Consider the following 25,910-nt stretch of genomic DNA (forward strand, 5'->3'; position numbering starts at 1 on the left):
GGGAGGCCTCCCGGAGGCATGTCCGAGGCCGAGCCGCTCGCTACAGGGGCGGGATGTTGTGGTTGAAGCGGAAGACATTGTCCGGGTCGTACGCGGCCTTCACCGCGGCCAGCCGTCGGAAGTTCCCGGCGCCGAGGCCGCCCACCACGCGGTCCGCGCCCTCGTCGCCGATGAGGTTGAGGCAGACCGCGCCGGTGCTCCACGGCCGGACGGCGGCGCGCACGTCCTCGACCCACTGGACGCAGCGCTCGTCGTCGGCCGGGTCCTCCCACATCCCGAAGGGGTGCACGGTCCACTTGGCGTCCCGGAACGGGACCGGGAAGCGGTCCGGGCCGGAGGCGATCGCGCCGCCCTGCGGGAACAGCGAGTGCCGGGTGGCCGTGGGCACGGGCATGGCGTTGCCCAGCTCGCAGAAGACGTCCACGGCCTCGTCGGGCAGGCCGGTCAGGGACTCCGCGGAACAGTGGTTCCTCAGGCCCGGGGGGCTGTCGAGGATGCGCTGGAAGGCGGCGTAGGGGAGGGGCGTGAGCATCTCGGCCTCGTGAGGCAGCGCCAGCAGCGGCCGGGCGAGTTTGCGGAGGTCCTGCTTGGCTCCCGCGTACGTCAGGAGCGCGTCGACCAGCTGTGTGCGGATGATGCCGCCGCCCGTCTCCGGCGGGGCGGCCTCGATGATCTCGCGGTAGGTGCGGACCACGTCCGGGCCGGTCTCCGGGCGGTACGTCAGCAGGGCGATCGAGAAATCCGGCAGCGGGTGCAGTCTCAGGGTCAGCGCGGTGGCGACGCCGAAGTTGCCACCACCGCCGTGCAGGGCCCAGAAGAGTTCCGGGTTCTCGTGATCGGTGGCCTGGATCTGCGAGCCGTCGGACGTGACCAGTTCTACGCCGAGCAGGTTGTCGACGGCGAGGCCGAAAGTGCGGTCGAGCCAGCCGGTGCCGCCGCCGAGGGCGAAGCCGGCGACGCCGGTGGTGGAGTTCCGGGCGCCGGTGGTGGCCAGGCCGTGGGGCCGGGTGGCGTGGTCGAGGTGGCTCATCAGGGCGCCGCCCTCGACCCGTACCGTCCGGGAGCCGGGGTCGACGGTCACCGTGCGCATCCGGCGCAGGTCGATGACCAGGCCGTTGTCGTTGAGCGACATCCCGGCCGGGCTGTGGCCGCCGGCTCGGATCGCGATGTGGAGGTCCAGGTCCCGGGCGAAGCGGACGCAATGGACTACGTCCGCCTTGGTCTCGCACTGGGCGATCACCGCGGGGTAGCGGTCGATGCGGGTGTTGAAGAGCTTGCGGGCGTTGTCGTAGCCGGGCTCTTCTGGCCTGAAAGCATCGCCGGTCAGGTCCGCGCGTAGGGCGGCGAGGCGGGTGTGGGCCTTTGAGAAGGGGGACATCGCAGTTGCCCCCTTTTTCAGGAGGGGACGGGACTGCTTTTCAGCCTAGGGGCTTGTGTGAGGCTGCGGGCGGGTGGGGCCGTCCCCGAAAGGGATATGAAAGTGGCGGCCCCGCTCCCGAAAGGGGAGCGTGGGCCGCCGTCCCGCTCGTGTCAGCCGCCGTACGCCCCGCTTGCCGTCAGCCGCAGGGCCGTGTCGATCAGGGGCACGTGGCTGAAGGCCTGGGGGAAGTTGCCCACCTGGCGCTGGAGGCGGGGGTCCCATTCCTCGGCCAGGAGGCCCAGGTCGTTGCGGAGGGCCAGGAGCCTTTCGAAGAGCTTGCGGGCCTCGTCGACGCGGCCGATCATCGCCAGGTCGTCCGCCATCCAGAAGGAGCAGGCCAGGAAGGCCCCCTCGTCGCCCTCCAGGCCGTCCACGCCCGCGTCCTCGCCGGTGGTCGGGTAGCGCAGGATGAAGCCGTCCGGGGTGGACAGCTCGCGCTGGATCGCCTCGATGGTGCCGATCACGCGCTTGTCGTCCGGGGGGAGGAAGCCCATCTGCGGGATGAGGAGCAGCGAGGCGTCCAGTTCCTTGGAGCCGTACGACTGCGTGAAGGTGTTGCGCTCCTTGTCGTAGCCCTTCTCGCACACGTCCCGGTGGATGTCGTCGCGCAGTTCGCGCCACTTCTCCAGCGGGCCGTCCGCGTCACCGGACTCGATGAGCTTGATCGTGCGGTCGACGGCGACCCAGGCCATCACCTTGGAGTGCACGAAGTGGCGGCGCGGGCCGCGGACCTCCCAGATGCCTTCGTCCGGCTGGTCCCAGTGGTCCTCCAGGTAGCGGATCAGCTTCAGCTGGAGGAGCGAGGCGTAGTCGTTGCGGGACAGGCCCGTCATGTGGGCCAGGTGCAGGGCTTCGGTGACCTCGCCGTAGACGTCCAGCTGAAGCTGGTGCGCGGCGCCGTTGCCGACCCGTACGGGGCCCGAGTTCTCGTATCCGGGCAGCCAGTCGAGCTCCGCCTCGCCCAACTCCCGCTCGCCCGCGATGCCGTACATGATCTGCAGGTTCTCGGGGTCGCCGGCCACCGCGCGCAGCAGCCATTCGCGCCAGGCGCGGGCCTCCTCGCGGTAGCCGGTGCGCAGGAGGGAGGAGAGGGTGATCGCGGCGTCGCGCAGCCAGGTGTAGCGGTAGTCCCAGTTGCGTACGCCGCCGATCTCCTCCGGGAGGGAGGTGGTGGGCGCGGCGACGATGCCGCCCGTGGGGGCGTACGTCAGGGCCTTGAGGGTGATCAGGGAGCGGACGACGGCCTCGCGGTAGGGGCCGTGGTACGTGCACTGATCGACCCAGTCGCGCCAGAAGTCCTCGGTGGCCTCCAGGGCCAGCTCCGGCTCGGGCAGCGCGGGGGGTTTCTTGTGTGAGGGTTCCCACGAGATGGTGAACGCGATCCGGTCACCGGGTGCCACCGTGAAGTCCGCGTACGTGGTCAGCGCCTTGCCGTAGGTCTCGCAGGCGGTGTCGAACCACACCGAGTCGGGTCCGGCGACGGCGACCGTGCGTCCCTCGTGCTTGTGCACCCACGGCACTACACGGCCGTACGAGAAACGCATCCGCAGCGCGGAGCGCATCGGGACCCGGCCCGTGACGCCTTCCACGATCCGGATCAGCTGGGGCGCGCCGTCGCGCGGAGGCATGAAATCGGTCACCCGGACCGTGCCGCGTGGGGTGTCCCACTCGGATTCCAGGATCAGCGAGTCGCCGCGGTACGAGCGGCGCGCCGCCGTCGGCGGTTCGGCGTCGGCCGCGTGGGCGGGCCCGAGCCGCCAGAATCCGTGTTCCTCCGTGCCGAGCAGTCCCGCGAAGATGGCATGGGAGTCGAAGCGGGGCAGGCACAGCCAGTCCACTGTGCCGTCCCGGCAGACCAGTGCTGCGGTCTGCATGTCTCCGATGAGTGCGTAGTCCTCGATGCGCCCGGCCACGTGCATCTCCAGTCGAACGGCCACGTCGCCCCCGAGGGGCGGTCGCTCTGCGGTCAGGGAACAGGAACGTTAAAACGTTAGAAGATTGAACGTTAGAACGTTGGTAAAGCGTCGTTGCGGAACGTCAATTATCGGTGCGATTGTCGTTGCGAAACGAACTGACGAGCTCTCGTGGTTCCGGGATACGGGCGGGGATGGTGCCGTGTGCCGGCCGGACTCGGCAGCGAGTGTCCGAGCAGGATACGACGCACGTGGGTGATCCGCGTGCCGCTCCAGGCAACCCGACTGGTCCGATCGAGTGAGCGCTGTGTGTGGTCTGTGCCGATGTGTGCGCGGAGCGTGGCCGGAAGCGGCCTCCCCGGGTCGCTGATACCCTGGTAGCCCGTGGACCGGTGGGCAAGAAACCCCCGAACCGCAGCGACGGCACCTCCGGAAATCTTCGGACATCACGCCGGTACGCACCCCAGACCGCGACCACGGGAGCCCCCTCTTGGCCATGCCGCCCAAATCCACGACGACCAAGCACATCTTCGTCACCGGGGGTGTCGCCTCCTCCCTCGGTAAGGGCCTGACCGCCTCCAGCCTGGGTGCGCTGCTCAAGGCGCGGGGCCTGCGGGTCACCATGCAGAAGCTCGACCCCTACCTGAACGTCGACCCGGGCACCATGAACCCGTTCCAGCACGGCGAGGTGTTCGTCACCAACGACGGCGCCGAGACCGACCTGGACATCGGACACTACGAGCGCTTCCTCGACGTTGACTTGGACGGCTCCGCCAATGTCACTACAGGGCAGGTGTACTCGACGGTCATCGCCAAGGAGCGGCGCGGCGAGTACCTGGGCGACACCGTGCAGGTCATCCCGCACATCACCAACGAGATCAAGCACCGCATCCGGCGTATGGCGACCGACGACGTCGACGTCGTCATCACGGAGGTCGGCGGCACGGTCGGCGACATCGAGTCGCTGCCCTTCCTGGAGACCGTCCGCCAGGTCCGGCACGAGGTCGGCCGGGACAACGTGTTCGTGGTCCACATCTCGCTGCTGCCGTACATCGGTCCCTCCGGCGAACTGAAGACCAAGCCGACCCAGCACTCGGTCGCGGCTCTCAGGAACATCGGTATCCAGCCGGACGCGATCGTGCTGCGCGCCGACCGCGAGGTGCCCACCGCCATCAAGCGCAAGATCTCGCTGATGTGCGACGTCGACGAGGCGGCCGTGGTCGCTGCCATCGACGCCAAGTCGATCTACGACATCCCGAAGGTGCTGCACACCGAGGGCCTGGACGCCTATGTCGTGCGCAAGCTGGACCTGCCCTTCCGCGACGTGGACTGGACGACCTGGGACGACCTGCTCGACCGCGTCCACAACCCGCTCCACGAGATCAACCTCGCGCTCGTCGGCAAGTACATCGACCTGCCCGACGCCTACCTCTCGGTCACCGAGGCGCTGCGCGCCGGCGGCTTCGCCAACAAGGCCCGCGTGAAGATCAAGTGGGTCACCTCGGACGACTGCAAGACCCCGGCGGGCGCCGCGAAGCAGCTCGGCGACGTCGACGCGATCTGTATCCCCGGTGGCTTCGGCGACCGTGGCGTGTCGGGCAAGGTCGGTGCGATCCAGTACGCCCGCGAGAACAAGATCCCGCTGCTCGGCCTCTGTCTCGGCCTGCAGTGCATCGTGATCGAGGCCGCGCGCAACCTGGCCGGCATCCCGGACGCCAACTCCACCGAGTTCGACTCCGCCACCGCGCACCCGGTCATCTCCACCATGGCCGAGCAGCTCGACATCGTGGCGGGCGAGGGCGACATGGGCGGAACGATGCGCCTGGGCATGTATCCGGCCAAGCTCGCCGAGGGCTCCATCGCGCGCGAGGTGTACGACGGCAAGGAGTACGTCGAGGAGCGTCACCGCCACCGCTACGAGGTGAACAACGCCTACCGCGGCGAACTGGAGAAGAAGGCCGGTCTGCAGTTCTCCGGCACCTCCCCGGACGGCAAGCTCGTGGAGTACGTGGAGTACCCGCGCGAGGTGCACCCCTACCTGGTCGCGACCCAGGCGCACCCCGAGCTGCGCTCCCGCCCGACCCGCCCGCACCCGCTCTTCGCAGGCCTGGTCAAGGCCGCCGTCGAGCGCAAGACGGGCAAGTAGCACAAGGGCTGTACGGTGGCCGGGGTACGCGTCTTTTGGGACGCGTGCCCCGGTTTTCGTTCGGTGCGTAGGAGGAGCAGGGCGACATGACGATCAAGGACACCCCCGAGGAGTGGGAAGTCAGGGCCACCGCGACTCCCTTCGTCGGCAACAAGACGTCCGTCCGCACCGACGACGTGGTCATGCCGGACGGCTCGGTCGCCCGCCGCGACTACCAGGTCCACCCCGGCTCCGTGGCCGTCCTCGCCCTCGACGACCAGGATCGCGCGGTGGTGCTGCGCCAGTACCGGCACCCCGTGCGCCACAAGCTGTGGGAGATCCCGGCCGGCCTCCTCGACGTCCCCGGTGAGAATCCGCTGCACGCCGCCCAGCGCGAGCTGTACGAGGAGGCGCACGTCAAGGCCGAGAACTGGCGTGTGCTCACCGACGTCTACACCACCCCGGGCGGCTGCTCCGAGGCCGTGCGGATCTTCCTCGCCCGCGAACTCTCCGAGGCCGAGGGTGAGCGCTTCGAGGTCGAGGACGAAGAGGCCGACATGGAGCTGGCCCGGGTCCCCGTCGGCGAACTCGTGCGCGGGGTGCTCGCCGGAGACCTGCACAACAACTGTCTCGTCGTGGGTGTCCTCTCCCTGATCGCCGCCCGCAGCGGCGACGGACTCGACGCGCTGCGCCCGGCCGAGGCGCCCTGGCCGGCCCGCCCCTTCGAGTCCTGACGCGCCCTGGACGCCGCTCTCCCACCCTGGACGCTCTCCTCTTCCACCCTGGACTCTCCTCTCCCACGATCCGACAGCATCAGTCCTACGATCGGCTGATCCGATCGGGGGACGTCTCCGCCGTGCTCCGCCCGGATCGTCGCAGAGCGTGAACTAGGCTCTGGAAACGCCCGAACCGGAGTCCCGGCGGGCTTGCGCGCGCAGTGGGACGGGAGTGTGGCCCGTGGCGGATCAGGCGGTGGACACAGACGGCACGAAAGTGTCGTCGGCGGGGCGGCGCCCGGCTGCCGGGTCCGCTCCTACGGAGGGTCAGTTCCTGGGCCGCACACGAGAGTTGAAGGAACTCAGGGTCGACATCGAGCGCGCGGGCCTGGACACCCTCGCGGGCCGCAAGGCACCCCGCGCGCGCGTGCTGCTCATCGCCGGCAGGCCCGGCTCGGGCCGCACCGCGCTCGCCGAGGAGCTCGTACGGCAGGTTGCGGGGAGTTACCCGGACGGGGTGCTGCGCGCCCGGCTCGCCGAACCCGACGGCACCCCCGTGCCCACCGAGCGCACCGCGCGGGAGCTGCTGAGGGCCCTGGAGCTGCCCGCGCCGGCGGGGGCAGCCTCCGACGACCTGAGCGAGGCGGTGCGCGAGGCCCTCGCCACCCGCCGCGTTCTGCTGCTGCTCGACGACGCGGCCGACGCCGAGCAGGTCGACGCGCTGCTCCCGGACACCCCCGAGTGCCTGGTCGTGGCGGTCTCCGGCGGACCACTGACCGGCATCGCGGACGTCCGCCCCTGCACCCTGGGCGGCCTGGACACCAAGTCCGCGCTCGAACTGCTCGACCGCTTCACCGGCTCGGTGCGCATCACCGTCGACCCGCTCGCCGCCGAGGGACTGGTCGAGGAGTGCGCCGGTCAGCCCGCCGCCCTGCGCCTCGCGGGAGGCTGGCTCGCCGCCCGCCCCACCTCGGCCGTCGCCGACCTCGCCAAGCAACTGCGCACCGAGGGCGACGAGAGCACCCCGCTCGGCCGGGTCTTCCACCTCGTCTACACCGCGCTGTCCGCCACCGCCGCGCGGATACTGCGTCTGCTCTCGCTCGCCCCGGCCGGCCTCATCGACCCGCACACCGCGTCCGCGCTGGCCGGCTGCTCGGTGGACACCGCGCGGTCCGCGCTGGACGACTTCGTCGGCTTCGGCCTCGTACGGCCCGTCGAGTCGCGGCTGCCGCAGTACGAGGTGCCCGGCTGCCTGCTGCCGCTGCTGCGCTCCCTGGCCGAGACCCAGGACCGCCCGGCCGAGCTGCAGCTGGCCCGCGCCCGGATGCTGGAGCGGACCGTACGGCTGCTGGCGTCCTGCCGCGCCATCACCGAGACCGACAACGCGCCCGCACGCGAGAAGCTCGCCGCGCTGCCCCGCGAACTGCGCTTTCCGACCCCCAGGGCGGCCGAGGACTGGCTGCGCATCCGGCAGCCCGCGCTGCTGGCCGCGGCCCGGCTCGCGGTCGCGGACGGGGAGCTGGACACCCTGGCCAGGAGACTGATGGCCGCGCTGGTGCGGGCGATGGTCGCCCACTTCGGCACCCGGGCCGCGGCGTCCGAGCTGTACGGCATCCACCGCCTCGTCCTCGATGTCGCCGAGCGCCAGGGCCAGCCCCGCGAGAAGGCCGCCGCCCTGCTGAACCTCGCCGACCTGGACGCGCAGACCGGCCGTACGGCCGACGCCCTGGCCCGCTACCGGGCCGCCCTGGACGCCGGACGCGAGGCGAACGACCCGTATGCGACCGGCCGCGCGATGGAATCCGTAGGCGGCGCCCACCAGGAGCTCGGGGACCACGACCGGGCCGCCGACTGGTACGGCAGGGCGCTCGCCCAGCGCCTGGCGCGGGACGAGCGGGTGGACGCCGCCCGGCTGTACGGCCGTATCGCCACCGCGCACACCTACGCGGGCCGCTACGGCGAGGCGCTGCGCAACTGGCGCGCCGCCGTCACCGGACACCGCAGGAACGGCGATGTGCCCGCCCAGGCGCGGGCGTTGAGCGAGCTGGCGCGCGTCCAGGAGTACGCCGGGCGGCCCGAGGAGTCGCTGCGCACCTGCCACGAGGCGGTCGAGTGGGCACGCCGCGCCGAGGACCACCGGCTGCAGGCCGCACTGCAGCTCCGGCTGGCCGACACCCTGGACCGGCTCGGCGACCCCGCCGCGGCGCGACTGCACCGCAAGGCCGCCGAGCGCATGCTGGGTGATGAGCTTCCGGAGAGCGCGACGGCCAAGGAGGACACAGAAGACACGGAACAAGGTGCTAACGCCTGCGAAATCCGTAGTACATCCGTCGAAGATTGATGCATTGAAAGGCTAGACAGAGAGAACTCCTTCATTAGACTGGCTCCGCCGCGTTCTTCCGTGGTGTCTCCCGGTGCGCCCCCTTGCATCCGGGTATGACATGCATTGCCCCGGCTTGCATCGCCCCGGCCGTGCATAGCCCAAGAACCCTCTGAGTCAAGGACCGTGATCGACGTGAAGGTCGGCATCCCCCGCGAGGTCAAGAACAACGAGTTCCGGGTGGCCATCACCCCCGCCGGTGTGCACGAGCTGGTGCGCAACGGCCACCAGGTCGTCGTCGAGCGGAACGCCGGTGTCGGCTCCTCGATCACGGACGACGAGTACGTTTCTGCCGGTGCGCAGATCCTGGAGACCGCCGACGAGGTCTGGGCCGTCGCCGACCTGCTGCTGAAGGTCAAGGAGCCCATCGCGGAGGAGTACCACCGCCTCCGCAAGGACCAGACCCTCTTCACCTACCTGCACCTGGCCGCGTCCAAGGAGTGCACGGACGCGCTCCTGGAGTCCGGCACCACGGCGATCGCGTACGAGACGGTCGAGCTGCCGAGCCGCGCGCTGCCGCTGCTCGCCCCGATGTCCGAGGTCGCGGGCCGCCTCGCCCCCCAGGTCGGCGCCTACCACCTGATGGCCGCCAACGGCGGCCGCGGTGTGCTGCCCGGCGGTGTCCCCGGTGTGCTGCCCGCCAAGGCGGTCGTCATCGGCGGCGGTGTCTCCGGCTGGAACGCCGCGCAGATCGCCATCGGCATGGGCTTCCAGGTGACCCTGCTCGACCGTGACATCAACAAGCTCAAGGAGGCGGACAAGATCTTCGGCACGAAGATCCAGACCGTCGTCTCCAACGCCTTCGAGCTCGAGAAGGCCTGCCTCGAGGCCGACCTCGTCATCGGTGCGGTCCTCATCCCCGGCGCCAAGGCCCCGAAGCTCGTCACCAACGAGCTGGTCTCCCGGATGAAGGCGGGAAGTGTTCTTGTCGACATCGCGATCGACCAGGGCGGCTGCTTCGAGGACTCCCGCCCGACCACGCACGCCGAGCCGACCTTCCCGGTCCACAACTCGGTCTTCTACTGCGTCGCCAACATGCCCGGCGCCGTGCCCAACACCTCCACGTACGCGCTGACCAACGCCACGCTGCCGTACATCGTGGAACTGGCCAACCGCGGCTGGGTCGAGGCGCTGCGCCGCGACCCCGCGCTGGCCAAGGGCCTCAACACGCACGACGGCAAGGTCGTGTACCGGGAGGTCGCGGAGGCGCACGGCCTGGAGCACGTCGAGCTGGAGTCCCTGCTCGGCTGAGACGCCGAAGGGTGACCGGACGAGTGGCCGGCTGACCCATCAATCAGCAAAAGGCGATACATCAATACAGGTCGTCAACGTCCCGTACCCGGCCGGACCTTGCCCAGCGAGGTCCGGCCGGGTGTGTGTCGGGTCACTTTGCGACACTCGTTCAACTCGCCGCGAACGTAACCCTTCAACCGATTCGCACACCCGTGAAACCTGCTGTGCGACGGCCTTACGCCCTTGACAGAGGGGTGTTCGGTTGCCGACACATCGGGTCGGGTCCGGCGGATTGTGTTGCTGCGGACCGGTGACACGCCATAGAGTCGCCAATCGTCGGCATGGTGCCACGCTGACCTATCTAGAAGTTTCCTGGTCACCAAGGAGGTAAGACGACTTGTGAATGAGTCGACATTTACTCCCGGGGGTGGTCAACCAGGAATGCCGGCGCGGGGCCAGGGCCCCACGGGGCTCGAGGCTGTCGGCTCCGTCGCTGTCCGAACCTTCGCAGCGCAAAAGAGTCCCCGGATGACTCAGACAGCACACCAGAGCATGGATGGCCATCACGTGAACGCCATGGCCGGCAACGGAAGTGGCGGGAACCACACCCACTTCGCCGACTACGACGAACTGCCCGAGGGGCACTTCTACGACCCCGACGCCGAGTACGAGCCCGATCCGGAGTACGCGGCCACGCTCGCGCCCGACGCGGCCCGTCAGCGCCGTGAGCGCGTCGGACCGACCGGACGCCCGCTGCCCTACTTCCCGATCCCGGGTCCGCTGACCAGCCACGGCCCCGCGACGATCATCGCGATGTGCAACCAGAAGGGCGGCGTCGGCAAGACGACGTCGACCATCAACCTGGGCGCCGCGCTCGCGGAGTACGGACGCCGGGTCCTGCTCGTCGACTTCGACCCGCAGGGCGCGCTCTCCGTGGGCCTCGGCGTCAACCCCATGGAGCTCGACCTCACCGTCTACAACCTGCTCATGGAGCGGGGCATGGCGGCCGACGAGGTGCTCCTGAAAACGGCGGTCCCGAACATGGACCTGCTGCCCAGCAACATCGACCTGTCCGCCGCCGAGGTGCAGTTGGTGTCCGAGGTCGCGCGCGAGTCCACGCTTCAGCGCGCGCTGAAGCCCCTGATGGCCGACTACGACTACATCGTGATCGACTGTCAGCCCTCGCTCGGCCTGCTCACCGTCAACGCCCTCACGGCGGCCCACAAGGTGATCGTGCCGCTCGAGTGCGAGTTCTTCGCCCTGCGCGGTGTCGCGTTGCTCACCGAGACCATCGAGAAGGTCCAGGAGCGGCTCAACCCCGAGCTGGAGCTCGACGGCATCCTCGCCACGATGTACGACTCCCGCACGGTGCACAGCCGTGAGGTGCTCGCGCGCGTGGTCGAGGCGTTCGACGATCACGTCTACCACACGGTGATCGGCCGGACCGTCCGCTTCCCGGAGACCACGGTCGCCGGTGAGCCGATCACCACGTACGCCTCCAACTCCGTCGGTGCCGCCGCCTATCGCCAGCTCGCCAGGGAGGTGCTCGCCCGGTGTCACGCCGAGTGAGTCTGCCGGGGGCCGACGAACTGTTCCGTACCACCGGGGGCATGGCGCTCCAGTCATCCACCCCCACCCGCCGGACCAACGGCGAGGCCCGGGTACCGGCTCCGGCCGGTGAGAGCGACCCGGCCGCCGTAGCGGAGGACGCGCCGCAGTCGGTGCCCGTGCAGGGTGGTGACGGCGAGGGCGACGAACACGTCGCGGCGGACGCCGAGGCGGACGCGGGAGAGTCCCGCAGCCGGGGTACGGCCCCGGAGCGCTCGGCGCGGCGCCAGGCGACGCAGGAGGGCGCCGGCGGGCAGCCCGCCCGCGGCAGCAAGCGCTCCCGCGCCGCGAACCGGCGGCCCAGCGGGCGGGAGCGGCACGACGAGAAGATCACGGTGTACGTGTCCGCCGAGGAGCTCATGGACCTCGAGCACGCCCGGCTGGTGCTCCGCGGGGAGCACGGGCTCGCGGTCGACCGCGGCCGGATCGTCCGCGAGGCGGTCGCCGTCGTACTCGCCGATCTTGAATCCCGCGGGGACGCGAGCATCCTCGTTCGACGGCTTCGCGGGCGGTAGCGGTAGCCTGCGACGGCTATGACCTCGAACGACACCTCTGTCCCCGCCGGCTCCGGCGGCCGTCGCCGTGTCCTGGGCCGGGGCCCCGGCGCGACGCCGGTCCCGACGGAGGGGCGGGACGGGCGGCCCGAGGAGCGCGTCGAGTCGGCCGAGGGGGCGCCGGTCGAAGGGCGGGCCGAGTCGGCCGAGGGGCCGCCGGTCGAAGGGCGGGCCGAGTCGGCCGAGGAGCCCGTCGAGGCCGCCGAGGAGACGGCGCCCGAGCTTCCTGCGCACGAGAGCGCCGAGCCTCCGGCGGAGACGGCGCCCGAGTCTCCGGCGCAGGCCGAGGCCCCCGCGGGGCCGGAGCGTCTGCCCCGTTCGGACGGTGCTGCCGAGTCCGCGGCTTCCGACGAGGTCGCTGACGGTGTCTTCAAGGTGCGGCTTGCGAACTTCGAGGGGCCGTTCGACCTGCTGCTTCAGTTGATCTCGAAGCACAAGCTCGATGTCACCGAAGTGGCGCTGTCCAAGGTCACCGACGAGTTCATGGCACACATCAGGGCGATGGGGCCCGACTGGGACCTCGACCAGACGACCGAGTTCCTGGTCGTCGCGGCGACGCTGCTCGACCTGAAGGCCGCCCGGCTGCTCCCGGCCGCCGAGGTCGAGGACGAGGCGGATCTGGCGCTGCTGGAGGCGCGGGACCTGCTGTTCGCGCGGCTGCTCCAGTACCGCGCCTACAAGCAGATCGCGGACATCTTCAACGCCCGGCTGGAGGAAGAGGCCCGCCGCTACCCCCGTACCGTCGGGCTCGAAGCCCACCACGCCGAGCTGCTGCCCGAGGTGGTCATCAGCATCGGGGCGGAAGGATTCGCCAGGCTCGCCGTGAAGGCGATGCAGCCCAAGCCCAAGCCGCAGGTGTACGTCGACCACATCCACGCCCCGCTGGTGAGCGTGCAGGAGCAGGCCGGGATCGTGGTGGCGCGGCTGCGGGAGCTCGGGGAGGCCAGTTTCCGCGCCCTCGTCGAGGACACCGAGGACACCCTCACCGTCGTGGCCCGGTTCCTGGCCCTGCTGGAGCTCTACCGGGAGAAGGCCGTCGCCCTCGACCAGGAGGAGGCCCTCGGGGAGCTCATGGTGCGCTGGACGGGCGGGGACGGCGGCGACCAGCCGAGGGTGACGGACGAGTTCGACCGCCCGGCGGAGGCGGCCAAGGACGACGACCGGGCCAAGGACGACCGGGCCAAGGACGACAAGATCAAGGACGGCGCCAAGGAGGAGAAGACGTGAGCCGGGAGACCACCGACATCGCAGGCCTGCGTACCGTCGCCGACCTCGACCTGAAGCCCGCCCTGGAGGCCGTCCTCATGGTCGTGGACGAGCCCGCGACCGAGGAGCACCTCGCGAAGATCCTGGAGCGGCCCAAACGGCAGATCAAGGACGCGCTGCGGGAGCTGGCCGACGAGTACACCGTCCAGGGCCGCGGTTTCGAGCTGCGACTGATCGCGGGCGGCTGGCGCTTCTACACCCGGCCCGAGTACGCGGCGGCCGTCGAACGCTTCGTCCTCGACGGGCAGCAGGCCCGGCTGACCCAGGCGGCCCTTGAGACCCTGGCGGTCGTCGCCTACCGCCAGCCGGTGAGCCGATCCCGGGTCTCTGCGGTCCGCGGAGTGAACTGCGACGGTGTGATGCGCACCCTGTTGCAGCGCGGTCTGGTCGAGGAGGCGGGCACGGAACCCGAAACAGGTGCGATCCTGTACGTGACGACGAACTACTTCCTGGAGCGAATGGGCCTGCGCGGTCTGGACGAGCTCCCGGAGCTCGCGCCCTTCCTCCCCGAGGCGGACGCGATCGAGGCCGAGACGCTGGAAGGGGTCCCGTCGTTCGATCCGGATGCACCGGATGCAGATGCAGACGACACGACGACGACGGAACTTTGATGCGAAGCAGTGGCAGTGGCAGTGGCAGGAACAGCGGGCGCGGCAACCCGCGCGGGACCGGTGGAGGCGGTAATTCCCGCGGGACCGGGGGAGGCGGCAACCCTCGCGGTACCGGTGGAGGTGGCAACCCCCGTGGGACCGGTGGGAGCGGCAACCCCCGGGGCACCGGTGGGGGCGGCTCCCAGCCGAGGAGCGCGGGAGGGCGCGACGACAAGCCGAAGCGCGCCGGCAAGCCCCGCCCCGAGGAGCGCCGCTACGACGTAGGCCCCGCCGCGTCCCACGAAGGCCCGAAGTCCGGGCGCGGCAACGCGGCCCGCGGCGGCGCCAAGGGCGGCCCCAAGCAGGGCCAGCAGCGCGGCGGCCGTACGGAGCCCTCGCGTTCCCGCGAGTACGAGACGCGGGCCGAGGAGCGCAACCGGGACCGGTACGCGGGCAAGCCTGACGTCAAGCTGCCCAAGACCTTCCCGGGCGCCGAGGAAGAGGGCGAGCGACTGCAGAAGGTGCTCGCGCGTGCGGGCTACGGCTCCCGGCGCTCCTGCGAGGAGCTGATCGAGCAGGCCAGGGTCGAGGTCAACGGCGAGATCGTCCTGGAGCAGGGTCTGCGCGTCGACCCGGAGCACGACGAGATCAAGGTCGACGGGCTGACCGTGGCCACGCAGTCGTACCAGTTCTTCTCGCTGAACAAGCCCGCCGGTGTGGTCTCGACCATGGAGGACACGGAGGGCCGGCAGTGCCTCGGTGACTACGTGACGAACCGCGAGACGCGGCTCTTCCACGTCGGGCGGCTCGACACCGAGACCGAGGGCGTCATCCTGCTCACCAACCACGGCGAGCTGGCGCACCGGCTGACCCACCCCAAGTACGGCGTGAAGAAGGTCTACCTCGCGCACATCGTGGGTCCGATCCCGCGCGACCTGGGCAAGCGGCTCAAGGACGGCATCCAGCTGGAGGACGGGTACGCCAAGGCGGACCACTTCCGGGTCGTCGAGCAGACCGGCAAGAACTACCTCGTCGAGGTGACCCTGCACGAGGGCCGCAAGCACATCGTGCGCCGCATGCTCGCGGAGGCCGGCTTCCCGGTCGACAAGCTCGTGCGTGTGGCCTTCGGCCCGATCACCCTGGGCGACCAGAAGTCGGGCTGGCTGCGCCGCCTGTCGAACACCGAGGTCGGGATGCTCATGCAGGAGGTCGATCTCTAGGCCCGCCTGACGGCTCTGGAGGGCGCTGTGCGCCCTCCGCCCGCCTTCACCGCCCTCGGGGAGCACGGCGGGCTCCGACACGCTCCAGGGGCCGCTGAGGGCTTCTGCCACGGGATATGCCGAGAACACGGATGTGCCGAGAACCGCGCCCTAGGTCTTGTAGGGCGCGGTTCGGCTTTTTATAGTCGTACTGACTATTACTCGTTGCCGGTCGTTACCGGCTACGACTCGTGCGGAACCGGGGGCGGGTGACTTGCGCGCAAGGGGAGGTCTCGCCCCCGAGGGCTACGACAAGTACGCCTTCGAACCCTTCGCCGTCACCGTCGACCTCGCCGTCCTGACCGTCCGCGCGGGCGAGCTCGAGGTGCTGCTCGTCGAACGGGGACAGGAACCGTACGCAGGCCGCTGGGCACTGCCCGGCGGCTTCGTGCTGCCGAAGGAGTCCGCGGAGACGGCCGCCCGGCGTGAACTCGCCGAGGAGACCGGCATCCCGGACCTCTCCTGCCTCCATCTGGAACAGTTGCGGACCTACAGCGAACCCGACCGCGACCCGAGGATGCGGGTCGTCTCCGTCGCGTTCGCCGCGCTGCTCCCCGACCCTCCCGAGCCGCACGGCGGCGGGGACGCGGCGCAGGCCCGGTGGGTGCCGTACGGCTCGGTCGGCCCGCTCGCCTTCGACCACGACCGCATCCTCGCCGACGCCCACGAACGCGTCGGCGCCAAGCTCGAGTACACCTGTCTGGCCACGTCCTTCTGCCCGCCCGAGTTCACCCTCGGTGAGCTGCAGCGGGTCTACGAGACGGTGTGGGGCGCCGTCCTCGACCGGCCCAACTTCCGGCGCAAGGTCCTCGCCACGCCCGGGTTCGTCGAACCGGTCCCGGGAGCCGCACGCCTCACCGGAGGCCGCGGCAAACCCGCCGCGCTCTACCGCGCGGGCGGCGCCACCGCCCTGCAGCCACCCCTGCTGCGTCCCCCTTCGGAAGGACGGCCCTCATGACCACCACCCCGACGCTCGCGAAGCACGCCGCCACCGGATCCCTGCTCGGCCTCGCCCTCGGCGACGCGCTGGGCTTCCCGACCGAGTTCAACGACGTCCCCTCGATCCTGGCCAAGTTCGGTCCCTGGCGGGAGATGAAGCTGCCGCGGCCCGCGATCGTCACGGACGACACGCAGATGACGCTGGCGCTGGGGCGGGGACTGCGTACGGCGATGGACCGCGGCCTGCTCACACCGCTGCGGATGGAACGGCCGGTGCGCGAGGAGTTCGTGGACTGGTACCAGTCGCCCGACAACAACCGCGCGCCCGGTCGCACCTGCCTCGTGGCCTGCAACCTCCTGAAGACCGAGGGCCGGCCCTGGCAGGAGGCCAGCCAGATCGGCTCCAAGGGGTGCGGGGCCAACATGCGGGTGGCGCCGGTCGGGCTCGTACGGGGGCTCAGCGACGAACAGCGCTCGGGCGCCGCGCAGTTGCAGGCCGCGCTCACCCACGGCCATCCCACCGCGCTCGCCGCCTCGGACCTCACCGCCCACGCCGTGTGGCTCCTCGCCGGAGGCGCCGAGCCGACCGAACTGATCGGCCTCCTGCGCTCGTACGCCCAGGAGAACCGCGGCCGCTACCTCTCCCGCTGGCTCGGCGACCTGTGGACCCGCAGCCAGGACCCCACACCGGAGCACTTCATCGGACGCGGCTGGGACGAGTGCCTCGAGGTACTCGACCGCCTTCAGGACGCCGCGCGCACCGCCTCGCCCGAGAGCGACCCGTGCCTGGCCACCGGCGCGGGCTGGATAGCCGAGGAGGCGCTCGCCACCGGACTGCTCTGCTTCCTGCAGTTCGTCGACGAGCCCGTCACCGCGCTCCGCCGCGCGGCCTGCACCTCCGGCGACTCCGACTCCATCGCCTGCCTGACGGGCGCGTTCGCCGGCGCCCACCACGGCTCCGACGCCTGGCCGACGGAGTGGGCCGACCGTATCGAGTACCAGAGCGACCTCATGTCGCTGGGGGCGCTCTGGGATGCATGAGAGACGGCTCCGGGATGCATGAGAGACGGCTCCGGGATGCTTGAGATACGGCTCTGAGATGCTTGAGCGATGATCGACGACGTCCTGGACATCGACCTCGCGGCCGTGGTGGCCGAGCAGCCCGACCCGGTGCTGTTCGCCACCGTCTCCGGGGCGCACCTGTACGGCTTCCCCTCGCGCGACTCGGGCGTCGACCTCAGGGGCGTGCACCTGCTGTCGGCGGCCGAACTGGTCGGCCTGCGCGAGCCGGACGAGACCCGGTCGCGGATGTGGGACCGGGACGGCGTCGAGATGGACCTCGTCACCCACGACCTGCGCAAGTTCGTACGGCTGATGCTGCGGCGCAACGGCTATGTGCTGGAGCAGCTGCTCTCGCCACTGGTCGTGCACACCGGCGAGGCGCACCGCGAGCTGGTCTCGCTCGCCCCCGGAGTCCTCACCTCCCACCACGCCCACCACTACCGGGGCTTCGCGGCGACCCAGTGGCGGCTGTTCGAGAAGACCGGTGAACTCAAGCCGCTGCTCTACACGTTCCGGGTGCTGCTCACCGGTATCCATCTGATGCGCAGCGGCGAGGTACAGGCCGATCTGCGCACGCTGGTCGCGGAGGTCGGGGAGGCTCCCGTGTATCTGCCCGACCTGATCGCGGCGAAGGCGGAGCGGGAGCACGGGGACGCGGACGCCGACCACGCGCGCGTGGCGGCCGACGTGGAGCGGCTGCACGGCGTGCTGGACGTGGCGCAGGACGCCTCAGCGCTGCCGGACGCTCCGTCCGCGTACGACGCCCTGCACGCTTTCGTCGTCCGGGTCCGGCTGGAGGGTCCGGGGAGCTTCGCAGTCCGCGCGGAGGGCTGAGGCGCGGCGGGTGCGCAGGAGGAAGTCCTCGACGCGGGCGTGGTCCGGTTCGGCGGGCAGCGGGCTGTGGGCGGCCGCGTCGTCCGCCTCGGTCGCCAGCCGGGTCATCCAGGCCTCGACCTCGGGCCACGGGACCTCGCCACGCTTCACCGCGAGCAGCGCCTCGCGCCGGAGGCCGACGTCTATCGTCAGTGCGCCGGTGCGCAGCAGGTCGCGGGAGCTCATGAGGAGGCGCAGGAGGTGCATGGCGTGCTTCCAGCGCGGGGCGCCGTGCTGCCGGACGTCGGCGTCCAGCTTCTTGCGCTGGCCCAGCGCGTAGCGGGCGAAGGTGTCGTGCGCCCGGCGGGAGAGGAACGCGTCGCGCAGGGCGAGCAGTTCGCGACCCGTGTCGTCGACGTGCTCGACGAGCGGGGAGTGCAGGCACTCCAGGATGTTCGGGTTGGCGCGCAGCGCGAGGGTGCAGAAGCGCTCCAGTTCCCAGCTGAACTGTTCCTCGGCCGGCCCCTCGACGTGCGTCGGAGGCTTCTCGAAGCGCCAGAAGAGCGGGGTCGGCGCGAGGAACACACCCCGGCGGTCCGTGTCGCTGCCGTCCGTGGCCAGCCCGAAGGCGCGCGAGCCCATCACGCAGGCGTAGATCGTGTGGTCGCGCACCAGGGACACCGGGCCATCGGAATGCATGCCCCGGAGCGTACGTGCCCGCTCACGCCAGGAAGATCGATTTTCCCTTCACCGTGATCTTCTTCGCGGGCAGGGGACGCGGCGCCGGGCCGTGGACCACCGAGGCGTCGGTGATGCGGTACTTGCTGCCGTGGCAGGGGCAGTCGATGGTGCCGTCGGCGACCTTGTTCACCGTGCAGCCCTGATGGGTGCAGATCGCCGAGAAGGCCTTGAACTCGCCCTTCTTCGGCTGGGTGACCACGACCTTCTGATCCTTGAAGACCTTGCCCCCGCCGACCGGGATGTCACTCGTCTCGGCGAGTTCCTTGCCGGCTGAGGGCTTGGAGGAGGCGATCGGGGAGGTGGTCGCGGTCGGGGGGGATACCGACGAGCTGTTGCTGTCGCCGTACTTGCTGCATCCCGCGAGCAGGAAGGCCGCGCCCGTTCCGAGCACCGTGCGCCGCGCCGGGGGGTTCGTCATGTCGTCACTCCGAACGTACGGAAGAACCAGAGAGCCGACGTCAGCCAGATGGCCGTGAGGACGACGAAGACGAGTCCTCCGACCACGGGCAGTAGCCAGCCGGGCAGTCGCTCCGAGCGGAGCATGAGCATTTTGGCACTAAATGCACCGAAGAAGAAGCAACCCAGGAGCGAATGCCACATCACTCGCGGTTCGTACGTCTGATAGCCCAACGCGTACAGGCAGTGCACCGCGACCGGCACCGCCACCAGGAACGCGACCCGCCCCGACCAGCGGTGCAGCGTCGGCGCCCAGCTCGGCCCGGGCAGCTTCCCGTAGACCATGAACGCCGAGACCAGCTGGACCAGCGCGAAGGCGAAGGCCGTCGTCGCCAGCCACGACTTCACCGCGCCCGTGCTGCTGAACCCCGCGAGGTTGAAGGCGGTCCCCGCCGGGTGGTGCGACTTGCCGTAGGCGCCGAGGCCGACCGCGACCGCCGCGGCGACCAGGGCGGGGACGAGATAGCGGGCCGCGCCCGGGCGGCGGTGGGCGGGCGGGGGAGAGGGGAAGCCCTGGGTGGCGGCGTTCGGATCCACGGTCATATCGGTTCCCGATCAGGAAAGGGCCAGGAAAGGGTTCACGAACGGGTCTTGGAGTGGCGGGTCGTGGAGTGACGCGTCTTGGAGTGACGGGTCATGGAGAGACGGGCGAGGCGGTGAGTGTCTGTCCGTCGACCGTCACGGTGCCGGTCTCCGGGTCGATCGTCGGCGCCGCCGCGGGCTTGCCGTCACGGTCGAGGATGCCGACCTGCTTGCCGCCGGGCAGCACGATCCAGCCGCCGTCGAGCTTGGCGCCGCGCACCGTGGCGGTCGCCCGGTAGAGCCCGGACGGCTTGACCGCCTTGTCGGCGGTGAACGCGTAGCGCTGCCCGCCGAGGTCGACGGTGCCGCGGATGCTTCTGCCGTCCTTGAGCGTGCCGTTCAGTTCGGCGCCGTGCTTGCCGGTGAGCTTCATGGTGCCGTCGTCCTTGACGTCGCCCTTCAGCCACGACTCCTTGCTCCGGCCGTCGCAGAAGTACGCGATCGCCTTGCCGCCCCGCAGGGAGACGGCGACCGCGGAGGAGTTGTCGTCGGTGCGGCCCGCGTAGTCGGCGTTCGGCGGCGCGCTCTTCGAAGGGGGCGGGGGGCTCGACGGCGGCGACGTACTCGTGGGCGGCGGGCTCGCCTGTGGCGTGGCGCTGGGTGAGGCCTCTTGGTACGACGAGGACGCGTTCTTCGTCCCCGTCGTCGCGTTGAGCGTCAGCATGAACACGGCGAGCAGGAGCCCCGCCAGAAGGGTGAGCAGCGGTCCTGGGCGTTTCATACGGGCCATGCGGGCCTCCCCCGAGGCGAGTCTCCTGCCATGAGAGCGGACCCGTGCCCCGGCGTCCAGAGGCGCACGGGTGTGTTCTCACTACAAGTGGCGGAATAGGGCGATTCAGGTGACATTGGCGGAGACCTGGGCCGGGCGGTGACCTGCCCCCCGGTCGCACCCCCGAAAGACACTCCCCGAAACTCACTCTCGAAAGGCGTGACCATGGCGGGTAACGATCTCGGCGGCCTGCTCGGCGGTCTTCTCGGCGGAGGCGGCCAGGCCGGAACCAGCGGTTCCGGCGGTTCCGGCGGTTCCGGCGCGGGCAACATCCTCGGCGCGCTGCTCGGCGCCCTGGGCGGCGGCGGTGGCCAGGCGGCCGGCGGCAATCCCCTGGGTGGCCTGCTGGACATGCTCACCAAGTCCGGCCTGATCGACCAGGCCCAGTCGTGGATCGGCACGGGCGAGAACAAGCCCGTCAGCGGTGAGCAGATCGCCCAGGCCCTGCCAGACAGCACCCTGCAGGAGGTCGCCGCACAGGCCGGCGTCAGCCCTCAGGAGGCCGCGGACCAGATCGCCCAGCACCTGCCCCAGGCGGTCGACAAACTGACTCCGAGCGGGGAGCTGCCGCAGCCGGGCACCTCCCTGGAGGACCTCATCAAGCAGCAGTCGCTCTGAGTCGCTCCGAGACGTGCTCCTTTTCGTGCGCGGCGGCCGTCTCGTCAGGCGGGCGCCGCGCACTCGCGCGTTGCGGCCTGACTACGCTGGTGTGTCAAGACGAGACACGACGAGACACGACGACATACGACGAGATACGACCAGTGCGTAGCTCGGCTCAGCGAGGAGTGACACCGTGGCGGTACGAGCGGTCCGGGGCGCCGTCCAACTGGAACGGGACGAGGCCGGCCACATGGACGAGCAGGTCAGCGAGCTGCTCACCGCCGTCCTGGAGCGGAACGGTCTCACCACCGACGACCTCATCAGCATCTGGTTCACCGCGACGCCCGATCTGCACAGCGACTTCCCGGCCGCCGCCGCCCGCAAGCTCGGCATCGTCGACGTGCCGCTGATCTGCGCGCAGGAGCTGGACATCGAGGGCGCGATGCCCCGGGTCGTACGGGTCCTCGCGCACATCGAGTCCGACAAGCCCCGCGCCGACATCGCGCACGTCTACCTGGGCGCCGCGGGCGCGCTGCGCAAGGACATCGCCCAGTGAGAACCGCGCTCGTCATCGGAACCGGGCTGATCGGTACGTCGGCGGCCCTCGCGCTCTCCCAGCGGGGCGTCGTCGTCCACCTCACCGACCACGACCCGCAGCAGGCCCGTACGGCGGCCGCGCTCGGCGCCGGCACCGACGAGGCGCCCGGCGGGCCCGTGGACCTCGCGATCGTGGCGGCCCCGCCGGCGCACGTGGCGGCGACGCTCGCGGACGCCATGCGGCGTGGGGTCGCGCGCGGCTACCTCGACGTGGCGAGCGTCAAGGGCGGACCGCGCCGAGAGCTGGAGGCGCTCGGCCTCGACCTCTCCGCGTACATCGGTTCGCACCCCATGTCGGGCCGCGAGAAGTCGGGCCCGCTGGCCGCGACGGGCGACCTCTTCGAAGGCCGCCCCTGGGTCCTCACCCCCACCCGGGACACGGACACCGAGGTTCTGAACCTCGCCCTCGAGCTGGTGTCGCACTGCCGCGCCGTCCCGGTCGTCATGGACGCCGACGCCCACGACCGCGCGGTCGCGCTCGTCTCCCACATGCCGCACCTGGTGTCCAGCATGGTCGCCGCGCGCCTGGAGAACGCGGAGGAGGCGGCGGTACGGCTGTGCGGGCAGGGCATCCGTGACGTGACCCGGATCGCGGCCTCCGACCCCCGGATGTGGATCGACATCCTCTCCGCGAACCCGGGCCCGGTCGCCGACCTCCTCGCGGACGTCTCCGCCGACCTCGACGAGACCGTCCAGGCCCTGCGCGCCCTCCAGTCCTCCGACGACGCCAAGCGGCGCGAGGGCGTGAGCGGCATCGAGGACGTCCTGCGCCGCGGCAACGCGGGCCAGGTCCGCGTCCCCGGCAAGCACGGTGCCGCGCCGCTGACGTACGAGACGGTGGCCGTCCTCATCGACGACCAGCCCGGCCAGCTGGCCCGCATCTTCGCCGACGCGGGGGCCGCCGGAGTCAACATCGAGGACGTACGCATCGAGCACGCGACCGGACAGCAGGCCGGCCTCGTCCAGCTGATGGTGGAGCCGAAGGCGGCACCGGTACTGAGCACGGCGCTGCGGGAGCGGGGCTGGGCGCTGCGGCAGTAGGGCCGTCGTTCGACCCCGCTGCGACAGTTGCGGCAGTAGGGCCGTCGTCCGGGGCGGGTGGCCTGTGTGGTGGGTCGTGGTGCGGCGGCGGGTGATCGGCCCCGGGAAGGGCCAGTAATGCGGGGTCCGGGAAGCCAGTAACCTTGTGCGGGGCGCGATCGTGCCCCGCACAGACCTCCACCCCGCACCAGGAAGGTGTTCCCACCGTGGAAAACGGCGCCGCCCGGCCCGCCCCGGCAGTGATTGTCGCCATCGACGGCCCCTCCGGCACGGGCAAGTCGAGCACCTCCAAGGCCGTGGCCGCGCAGCTGGGCCTCAGCTACCTGGACACGGGCGCGCAGTACCGGGCGATCACCTGGTGGATGGTGGCCAACGGCATCGACATCACGGACCCGACCGCGATCGCCGCCGTGGCCGGGAAGCCGGAGATCATCTCCGGGACCGACCCGTCCGCGCCGGCCATCACGGTCGACGGGACCGACGTCGCGGGCCCGATCCGCACCCAGGAGGTCACCTCCAAGGTCAGCGCGGTCAGCGCGGTGCCCGAGGTGCGCACCCGGATCACCGAGCTGCAGCGTTCGATCGCGTCCGCCGCCGAGCTGGGGATAGTCGTCGAGGGACGCGACATCGGCACCACCGTGCTGCCGGACGCCGATCTGAAGATCTTCCTCACCGCCTCCCCGGAGGCGCGTGCCTCCCGCCGCAGCGGTGAGCTGAAGGGCGCGGACGTCAACAGCACCCGCGAGGCCCTGCTCAAGCGGGACGCCGCCGACTCCAGCCGTAAGACCTCCCCCCTCGCCAAGGCGGACGACGCGGTCGAGGTGGACACCTCCGACCTCACGCTCCAGCAGGTCATCGAGTGCGTCGTCACCCTCGTCGAGGAGAAGCGAGCCGCCAAGTGACCGCACCCTCCGAGAGAGGCGCCGAGGTAGGGCGCCGTATCGGCGTCGGCCTGATGTACGGGCTGTGGAAGCCGCGCGTGCTCGGCGCCTGGAAGGTCCCCGCGACCGGCCCGGCGATCCTGGCCGTGAACCACTCGCACGCCATCGACGGCCCGATGGTCATGGGCGTGGCGCCCCGCCCCACCCACTTCCTGATCAAGAAGGAAGCCTTCATCGGCCCGCTCGACCCCTTCCTCCTCGCCATCGGCCAGGTGAAGGTGGACCGTGCGACCACCGACCGCACCGCCATCACCGACGCCCTCGGCGTCCTGTCGTCCGGTGGCGTGCTCGGGATCTTCCCGGAGGGCACCCGCGGTGAGGGCGACTTCGCCTCGCTGCGTGCCGGGCTCGCGTACTTCGCGGTGCGCTCCGGCGCGCCGATCGTCCCGGTGGCGGTCCTGGGAAGTTCCGAGAAGAGCAGCCGGTTGACGAAGGCGCTGCCCCCGCTGCGCAGCCGGGTCGACGTCGTCTTCGGAGACCCCTTCGAGGCGGGCGACGGCAGCGGACGGCGTACCCGCAAGGCACTGGACGAGGCGACCGCACGCATCCAGAAGCAGCTGAGCGCCCACCTGGACCACGCCAGGCGTCTGACCGGACGCCCGGAAAACGCCGGGCGCCCCACCGGGCACTAGGCGACACTTGAGTAGTGGATCACCCGATATGCGGGCGGTCCACCGATCACCACGATGAACGACGAGGTACGGACTTCATGAACGACCACATCCAGCCCGACGGCTCGGCCGGCCCGGCCGAGCACGAGCACGGGGCGCTTGGCGATGCCGAGTACGCGGAGTTCATGGAGCTCGCCGCGGAAGAGGGCTTCGACATCGAGGACGTCGAGGGCGCGATCGACGAGGCGGGCCACGGCCCGCTGCCCGTCCTCGCCGTCGTCGGCCGGCCCAATGTCGGCAAGTCGACCCTGGTGAACCGGATCATCGGCCGCCGCGAGGCGGTCGTCGAGGACAAGCCCGGCGTCACCCGCGACCGCGTCACCTACGAGGCCGAGTGGGCGGGCCGCCGCTTCAAGCTCGTCGACACCGGCGGCTGGGAGCAGGACGTCCTCGGCATCGACGCGTCCGTCGCCGCGCAGGCCGAGTACGCGATCGAGGCCGCCGACGCGGTCGTCTTCGTCGTCGACGCCAAGGTCGGCGCGACCGACACCGACGAGGCGGTCGTCCGCCTTCTCCGCAAGGCCGGCAAGCCTGTCGTCCTGTGCGCCAACAAGGTCGACGGCATGAGCGGCGAGTCCGACGCCTCGTACCTCTGGGCCCTCGGTCTCGGCGAGCCGCACCCGGTCTCCGCGCTGCACGGCCGCGGCACCGGCGACATGCTGGACGCCGTCCTGGAGGCCCTGCCCGAGGCCCCGGCGCAGACCTTCGGCACCGCGGTGGGCGGTCCCCGCCGCATCGCCCTCATCGGCCGCCCGAACGTCGGCAAGTCCTCCCTGCTGAACAAGGTGGCGAACGAGGACCGCGTGGTCGTCAACGAGGTCGCGGGCACCACCCGTGACCCGGTCGACGAGCTCATCGAACTCGGCGGCGTCACCTGGAAGTTCGTCGACACGGCGGGCATCCGCAAGCGCGTCCACCTCCAGCAGGGCGCGGACTACTACGCCTCGCTGCGTACGGCCGCCGCCGTCGAGAAGGCCGAGGTCGCGGTCATCCTGATCGACGCGTCCGAGACCATCTCCGTACAGGACCAGCGCATCGTGACAATGGCCGTCGAGGCGGGCCGCGCGATCGTCCTCGCCTTCAACAAGTGGGACACCCTCGACGAGGAGCGCCGCTACTACCTGGAGCGGGAGATCGAGACCGAGCTCCTCCAGGTGGCGTGGGCGCCCCGGGTGAACGTCTCGGCGCGCACCGGACGGCACATGGAGAAGCTCGTCCCCGCGATCGAGGCGGCCCTGGACGGCTGGGAGACCCGTGTCCCGACCGGCCGTCTGAACGCCTTCCTCGGCGAGCTCGTCGCCGCCCACCCGCACCCGGTCCGCGGCGGCAAGCAGCCCCGCATCCTCTTCGGTACGCAGGCCGGCACCAAGCCCCCGCGGTTCGTGCTCTTCGCCTCCGGCTTCATCGAGCACGGCTACCGGCGCTTCATCGAGCGCCGACTGCGGGAGGAGTTCGGCTTCGAGGGGACGCCGATCCACATCTCCGTACGGGTGCGCGAGAAGCGCGGCGCCAAGAAGAAGTGACGTAGCGACAGGTGAGGGGGGGGGGCCCAGGGGGGCGCCCCCCACCGCGTGAAACCGTTAAGGGGAAAGACCCCCCCCCGGGGGGATATAAAAAAAGAAGCTGCCCCCGGA

24 protein-coding genes are annotated in these 25,910 nt (G+C 70.7%); 18 read left to right on the plus strand and 6 right to left on the minus strand.

What is annotated here, in order from left to right:
• Window positions 1-40: 40 nt before the first annotated feature.
• A complete protein-coding gene (locus tag ACFVWD_RS45595; protein WP_389604093.1) occupies window positions 41-1,378 on the minus strand; it encodes an FAD-binding protein in 1,338 nt (445 codons plus the stop codon).
• Window positions 1,379-1,530: 152 nt separating this feature from the next.
• Window positions 1,531-3,339, minus strand: coding sequence for a glycoside hydrolase family 15 protein (locus ACFVWD_RS45600; protein WP_389604125.1), 1,809 nt, complete (start codon window positions 3,337-3,339; stop codon window positions 1,531-1,533).
• A 490-nt stretch (window positions 3,340-3,829) separates the two neighbouring features.
• Here ACFVWD_RS45600 and ACFVWD_RS45605 point away from each other — a divergent pair, with 490 nt between their 5' ends.
• The 12 genes from ACFVWD_RS45605 (at window position 3,830) to ACFVWD_RS45660 (ending at window position 17,899) form a co-directional block, all read left to right on the plus strand.
• Window positions 3,830-5,479: a CTP synthase gene (locus ACFVWD_RS45605; protein ID WP_067364904.1), complete on the plus strand. Its 1,650-nt coding sequence runs from the start codon at window positions 3,830-3,832 to the stop codon at window positions 5,477-5,479.
• Between the two features lie 86 nt (window positions 5,480-5,565).
• Complete coding sequence (locus ACFVWD_RS45610; RefSeq protein WP_389604095.1) at window positions 5,566-6,192, plus strand: NUDIX domain-containing protein; 627 nt, start codon at window positions 5,566-5,568, stop codon at window positions 6,190-6,192.
• Window positions 6,193-6,415: 223 nt separating this feature from the next.
• On the plus strand, window positions 6,416-8,515 hold the full coding sequence (locus ACFVWD_RS45615) for a tetratricopeptide repeat protein (RefSeq protein WP_389604097.1): 2,100 nt from the start codon (window positions 6,416-6,418) through the stop codon (window positions 8,513-8,515).
• A 165-nt stretch (window positions 8,516-8,680) separates the two neighbouring features.
• On the plus strand, window positions 8,681-9,805 hold the full coding sequence (gene ald / locus ACFVWD_RS45620; RefSeq protein WP_389604099.1) for an alanine dehydrogenase: 1,125 nt from the start codon (window positions 8,681-8,683) through the stop codon (window positions 9,803-9,805).
• Between the two features lie 423 nt (window positions 9,806-10,228).
• Complete coding sequence (locus tag ACFVWD_RS45625) at window positions 10,229-11,356, plus strand: ParA family protein (RefSeq protein WP_075027827.1); 1,128 nt, start codon at window positions 10,229-10,231, stop codon at window positions 11,354-11,356.
• On the plus strand, window positions 11,341-11,910 hold the full coding sequence (locus ACFVWD_RS45630) for a hypothetical protein (protein WP_075027826.1): 570 nt from the start codon (window positions 11,341-11,343) through the stop codon (window positions 11,908-11,910). The genes ACFVWD_RS45625 and ACFVWD_RS45630 overlap by 16 nt, the downstream gene beginning before the upstream one ends.
• Before the next feature lie 18 nt (window positions 11,911-11,928).
• Window positions 11,929-13,176, plus strand: a complete 1,248-nt coding sequence (locus ACFVWD_RS45635) for a segregation/condensation protein A (protein WP_389604101.1) — start codon at window positions 11,929-11,931, stop codon at window positions 13,174-13,176.
• On the plus strand, window positions 13,173-13,826 hold the full coding sequence (gene scpB / locus ACFVWD_RS45640) for an SMC-Scp complex subunit ScpB (RefSeq protein WP_389604103.1): 654 nt from the start codon (window positions 13,173-13,175) through the stop codon (window positions 13,824-13,826). Before ACFVWD_RS45635 ends, scpB begins: the two co-directional genes overlap by 4 nt.
• Complete coding sequence (locus tag ACFVWD_RS45645; RefSeq protein WP_389604105.1) at window positions 13,826-15,025, plus strand: pseudouridine synthase; 1,200 nt, start codon at window positions 13,826-13,828, stop codon at window positions 15,023-15,025. The genes scpB and ACFVWD_RS45645 overlap by 1 nt, the downstream gene beginning before the upstream one ends.
• Before the next feature lie 253 nt (window positions 15,026-15,278).
• The gene (locus ACFVWD_RS45650; RefSeq protein WP_360275204.1) at window positions 15,279-16,022 is read left to right on the plus strand and encodes an NUDIX domain-containing protein; all 744 of its coding nucleotides are present in this window, start codon (window positions 15,279-15,281) and stop codon (window positions 16,020-16,022) included.
• A complete protein-coding gene (locus ACFVWD_RS45655; RefSeq protein WP_389604107.1) occupies window positions 16,019-17,044 on the plus strand; it encodes an ADP-ribosylglycohydrolase family protein in 1,026 nt (341 codons plus the stop codon). Before ACFVWD_RS45650 ends, ACFVWD_RS45655 begins: the two co-directional genes overlap by 4 nt.
• A gap of 69 nt (window positions 17,045-17,113) precedes the next feature.
• On the plus strand, window positions 17,114-17,899 hold the full coding sequence (locus ACFVWD_RS45660) for a DNA polymerase beta superfamily protein (protein ID WP_389604109.1): 786 nt from the start codon (window positions 17,114-17,116) through the stop codon (window positions 17,897-17,899).
• On the opposite strand, the gene ACFVWD_RS45665 is transcribed toward ACFVWD_RS45660, so the two are convergent.
• From ACFVWD_RS45665 to ACFVWD_RS45680, 4 genes are all read right to left on the minus strand, one after another.
• Window positions 17,795-18,577, minus strand: a complete 783-nt coding sequence (locus tag ACFVWD_RS45665; protein ID WP_389604111.1) for a DNA polymerase beta superfamily protein — start codon at window positions 18,575-18,577, stop codon at window positions 17,795-17,797. The two genes, ACFVWD_RS45660 and ACFVWD_RS45665, sit on opposite strands and share 105 nt — an antisense overlap.
• 22 nt (window positions 18,578-18,599) lie before the next feature.
• Window positions 18,600-19,037 (minus strand): Rieske (2Fe-2S) protein, encoded by a 438-nt coding sequence (locus tag ACFVWD_RS45670; RefSeq protein ID WP_389604113.1) that lies wholly within the window; start codon window positions 19,035-19,037, stop codon window positions 18,600-18,602.
• The gene (locus ACFVWD_RS45675; RefSeq protein ID WP_389604115.1) at window positions 19,034-19,618 is read right to left on the minus strand and encodes a DUF6529 family protein; all 585 of its coding nucleotides are present in this window, start codon (window positions 19,616-19,618) and stop codon (window positions 19,034-19,036) included. Before ACFVWD_RS45675 ends, ACFVWD_RS45670 begins: the two co-directional genes overlap by 4 nt.
• Before the next feature lie 91 nt (window positions 19,619-19,709).
• A complete protein-coding gene (locus tag ACFVWD_RS45680; RefSeq protein WP_389604126.1) occupies window positions 19,710-20,378 on the minus strand; it encodes a hypothetical protein in 669 nt (222 codons plus the stop codon).
• A 147-nt stretch (window positions 20,379-20,525) separates the two neighbouring features.
• On the opposite strand from ACFVWD_RS45680, the gene ACFVWD_RS45685 reads away from it, so the two are divergent.
• From ACFVWD_RS45685 to der, 6 genes are all read left to right on the plus strand, one after another.
• A complete protein-coding gene (locus ACFVWD_RS45685) occupies window positions 20,526-21,044 on the plus strand; it encodes a YidB family protein (protein ID WP_389604117.1) in 519 nt (172 codons plus the stop codon).
• A 175-nt stretch (window positions 21,045-21,219) separates the two neighbouring features.
• On the plus strand, window positions 21,220-21,582 hold the full coding sequence (gene aroH, locus ACFVWD_RS45690) for a chorismate mutase (protein ID WP_054234458.1): 363 nt from the start codon (window positions 21,220-21,222) through the stop codon (window positions 21,580-21,582).
• A complete protein-coding gene (locus ACFVWD_RS45695; protein WP_168507761.1) occupies window positions 21,579-22,664 on the plus strand; it encodes a prephenate dehydrogenase in 1,086 nt (361 codons plus the stop codon). The genes aroH and ACFVWD_RS45695 overlap by 4 nt, the downstream gene beginning before the upstream one ends.
• 206 nt (window positions 22,665-22,870) lie before the next feature.
• Complete coding sequence (gene cmk / locus ACFVWD_RS45700; RefSeq protein ID WP_389604119.1) at window positions 22,871-23,566, plus strand: (d)CMP kinase; 696 nt, start codon at window positions 22,871-22,873, stop codon at window positions 23,564-23,566.
• The gene (locus tag ACFVWD_RS45705; RefSeq protein WP_248296562.1) at window positions 23,524-24,237 is read left to right on the plus strand and encodes a 1-acyl-sn-glycerol-3-phosphate acyltransferase; all 714 of its coding nucleotides are present in this window, start codon (window positions 23,524-23,526) and stop codon (window positions 24,235-24,237) included. The genes cmk and ACFVWD_RS45705 overlap by 43 nt, the downstream gene beginning before the upstream one ends.
• 77 nt (window positions 24,238-24,314) lie before the next feature.
• A complete protein-coding gene (gene der, locus ACFVWD_RS45710; RefSeq protein WP_389604121.1) occupies window positions 24,315-25,799 on the plus strand; it encodes a ribosome biogenesis GTPase Der in 1,485 nt (494 codons plus the stop codon).
• The last annotated feature ends 111 nt before the right edge of the window (window positions 25,800-25,910 follow it).

The organism is Streptomyces sp. NPDC058086 (assembly GCF_042885015.1).
In the GTDB taxonomy this organism is placed as follows: Bacteria; Actinomycetota; Actinomycetes; order Streptomycetales; family Streptomycetaceae; genus Streptomyces.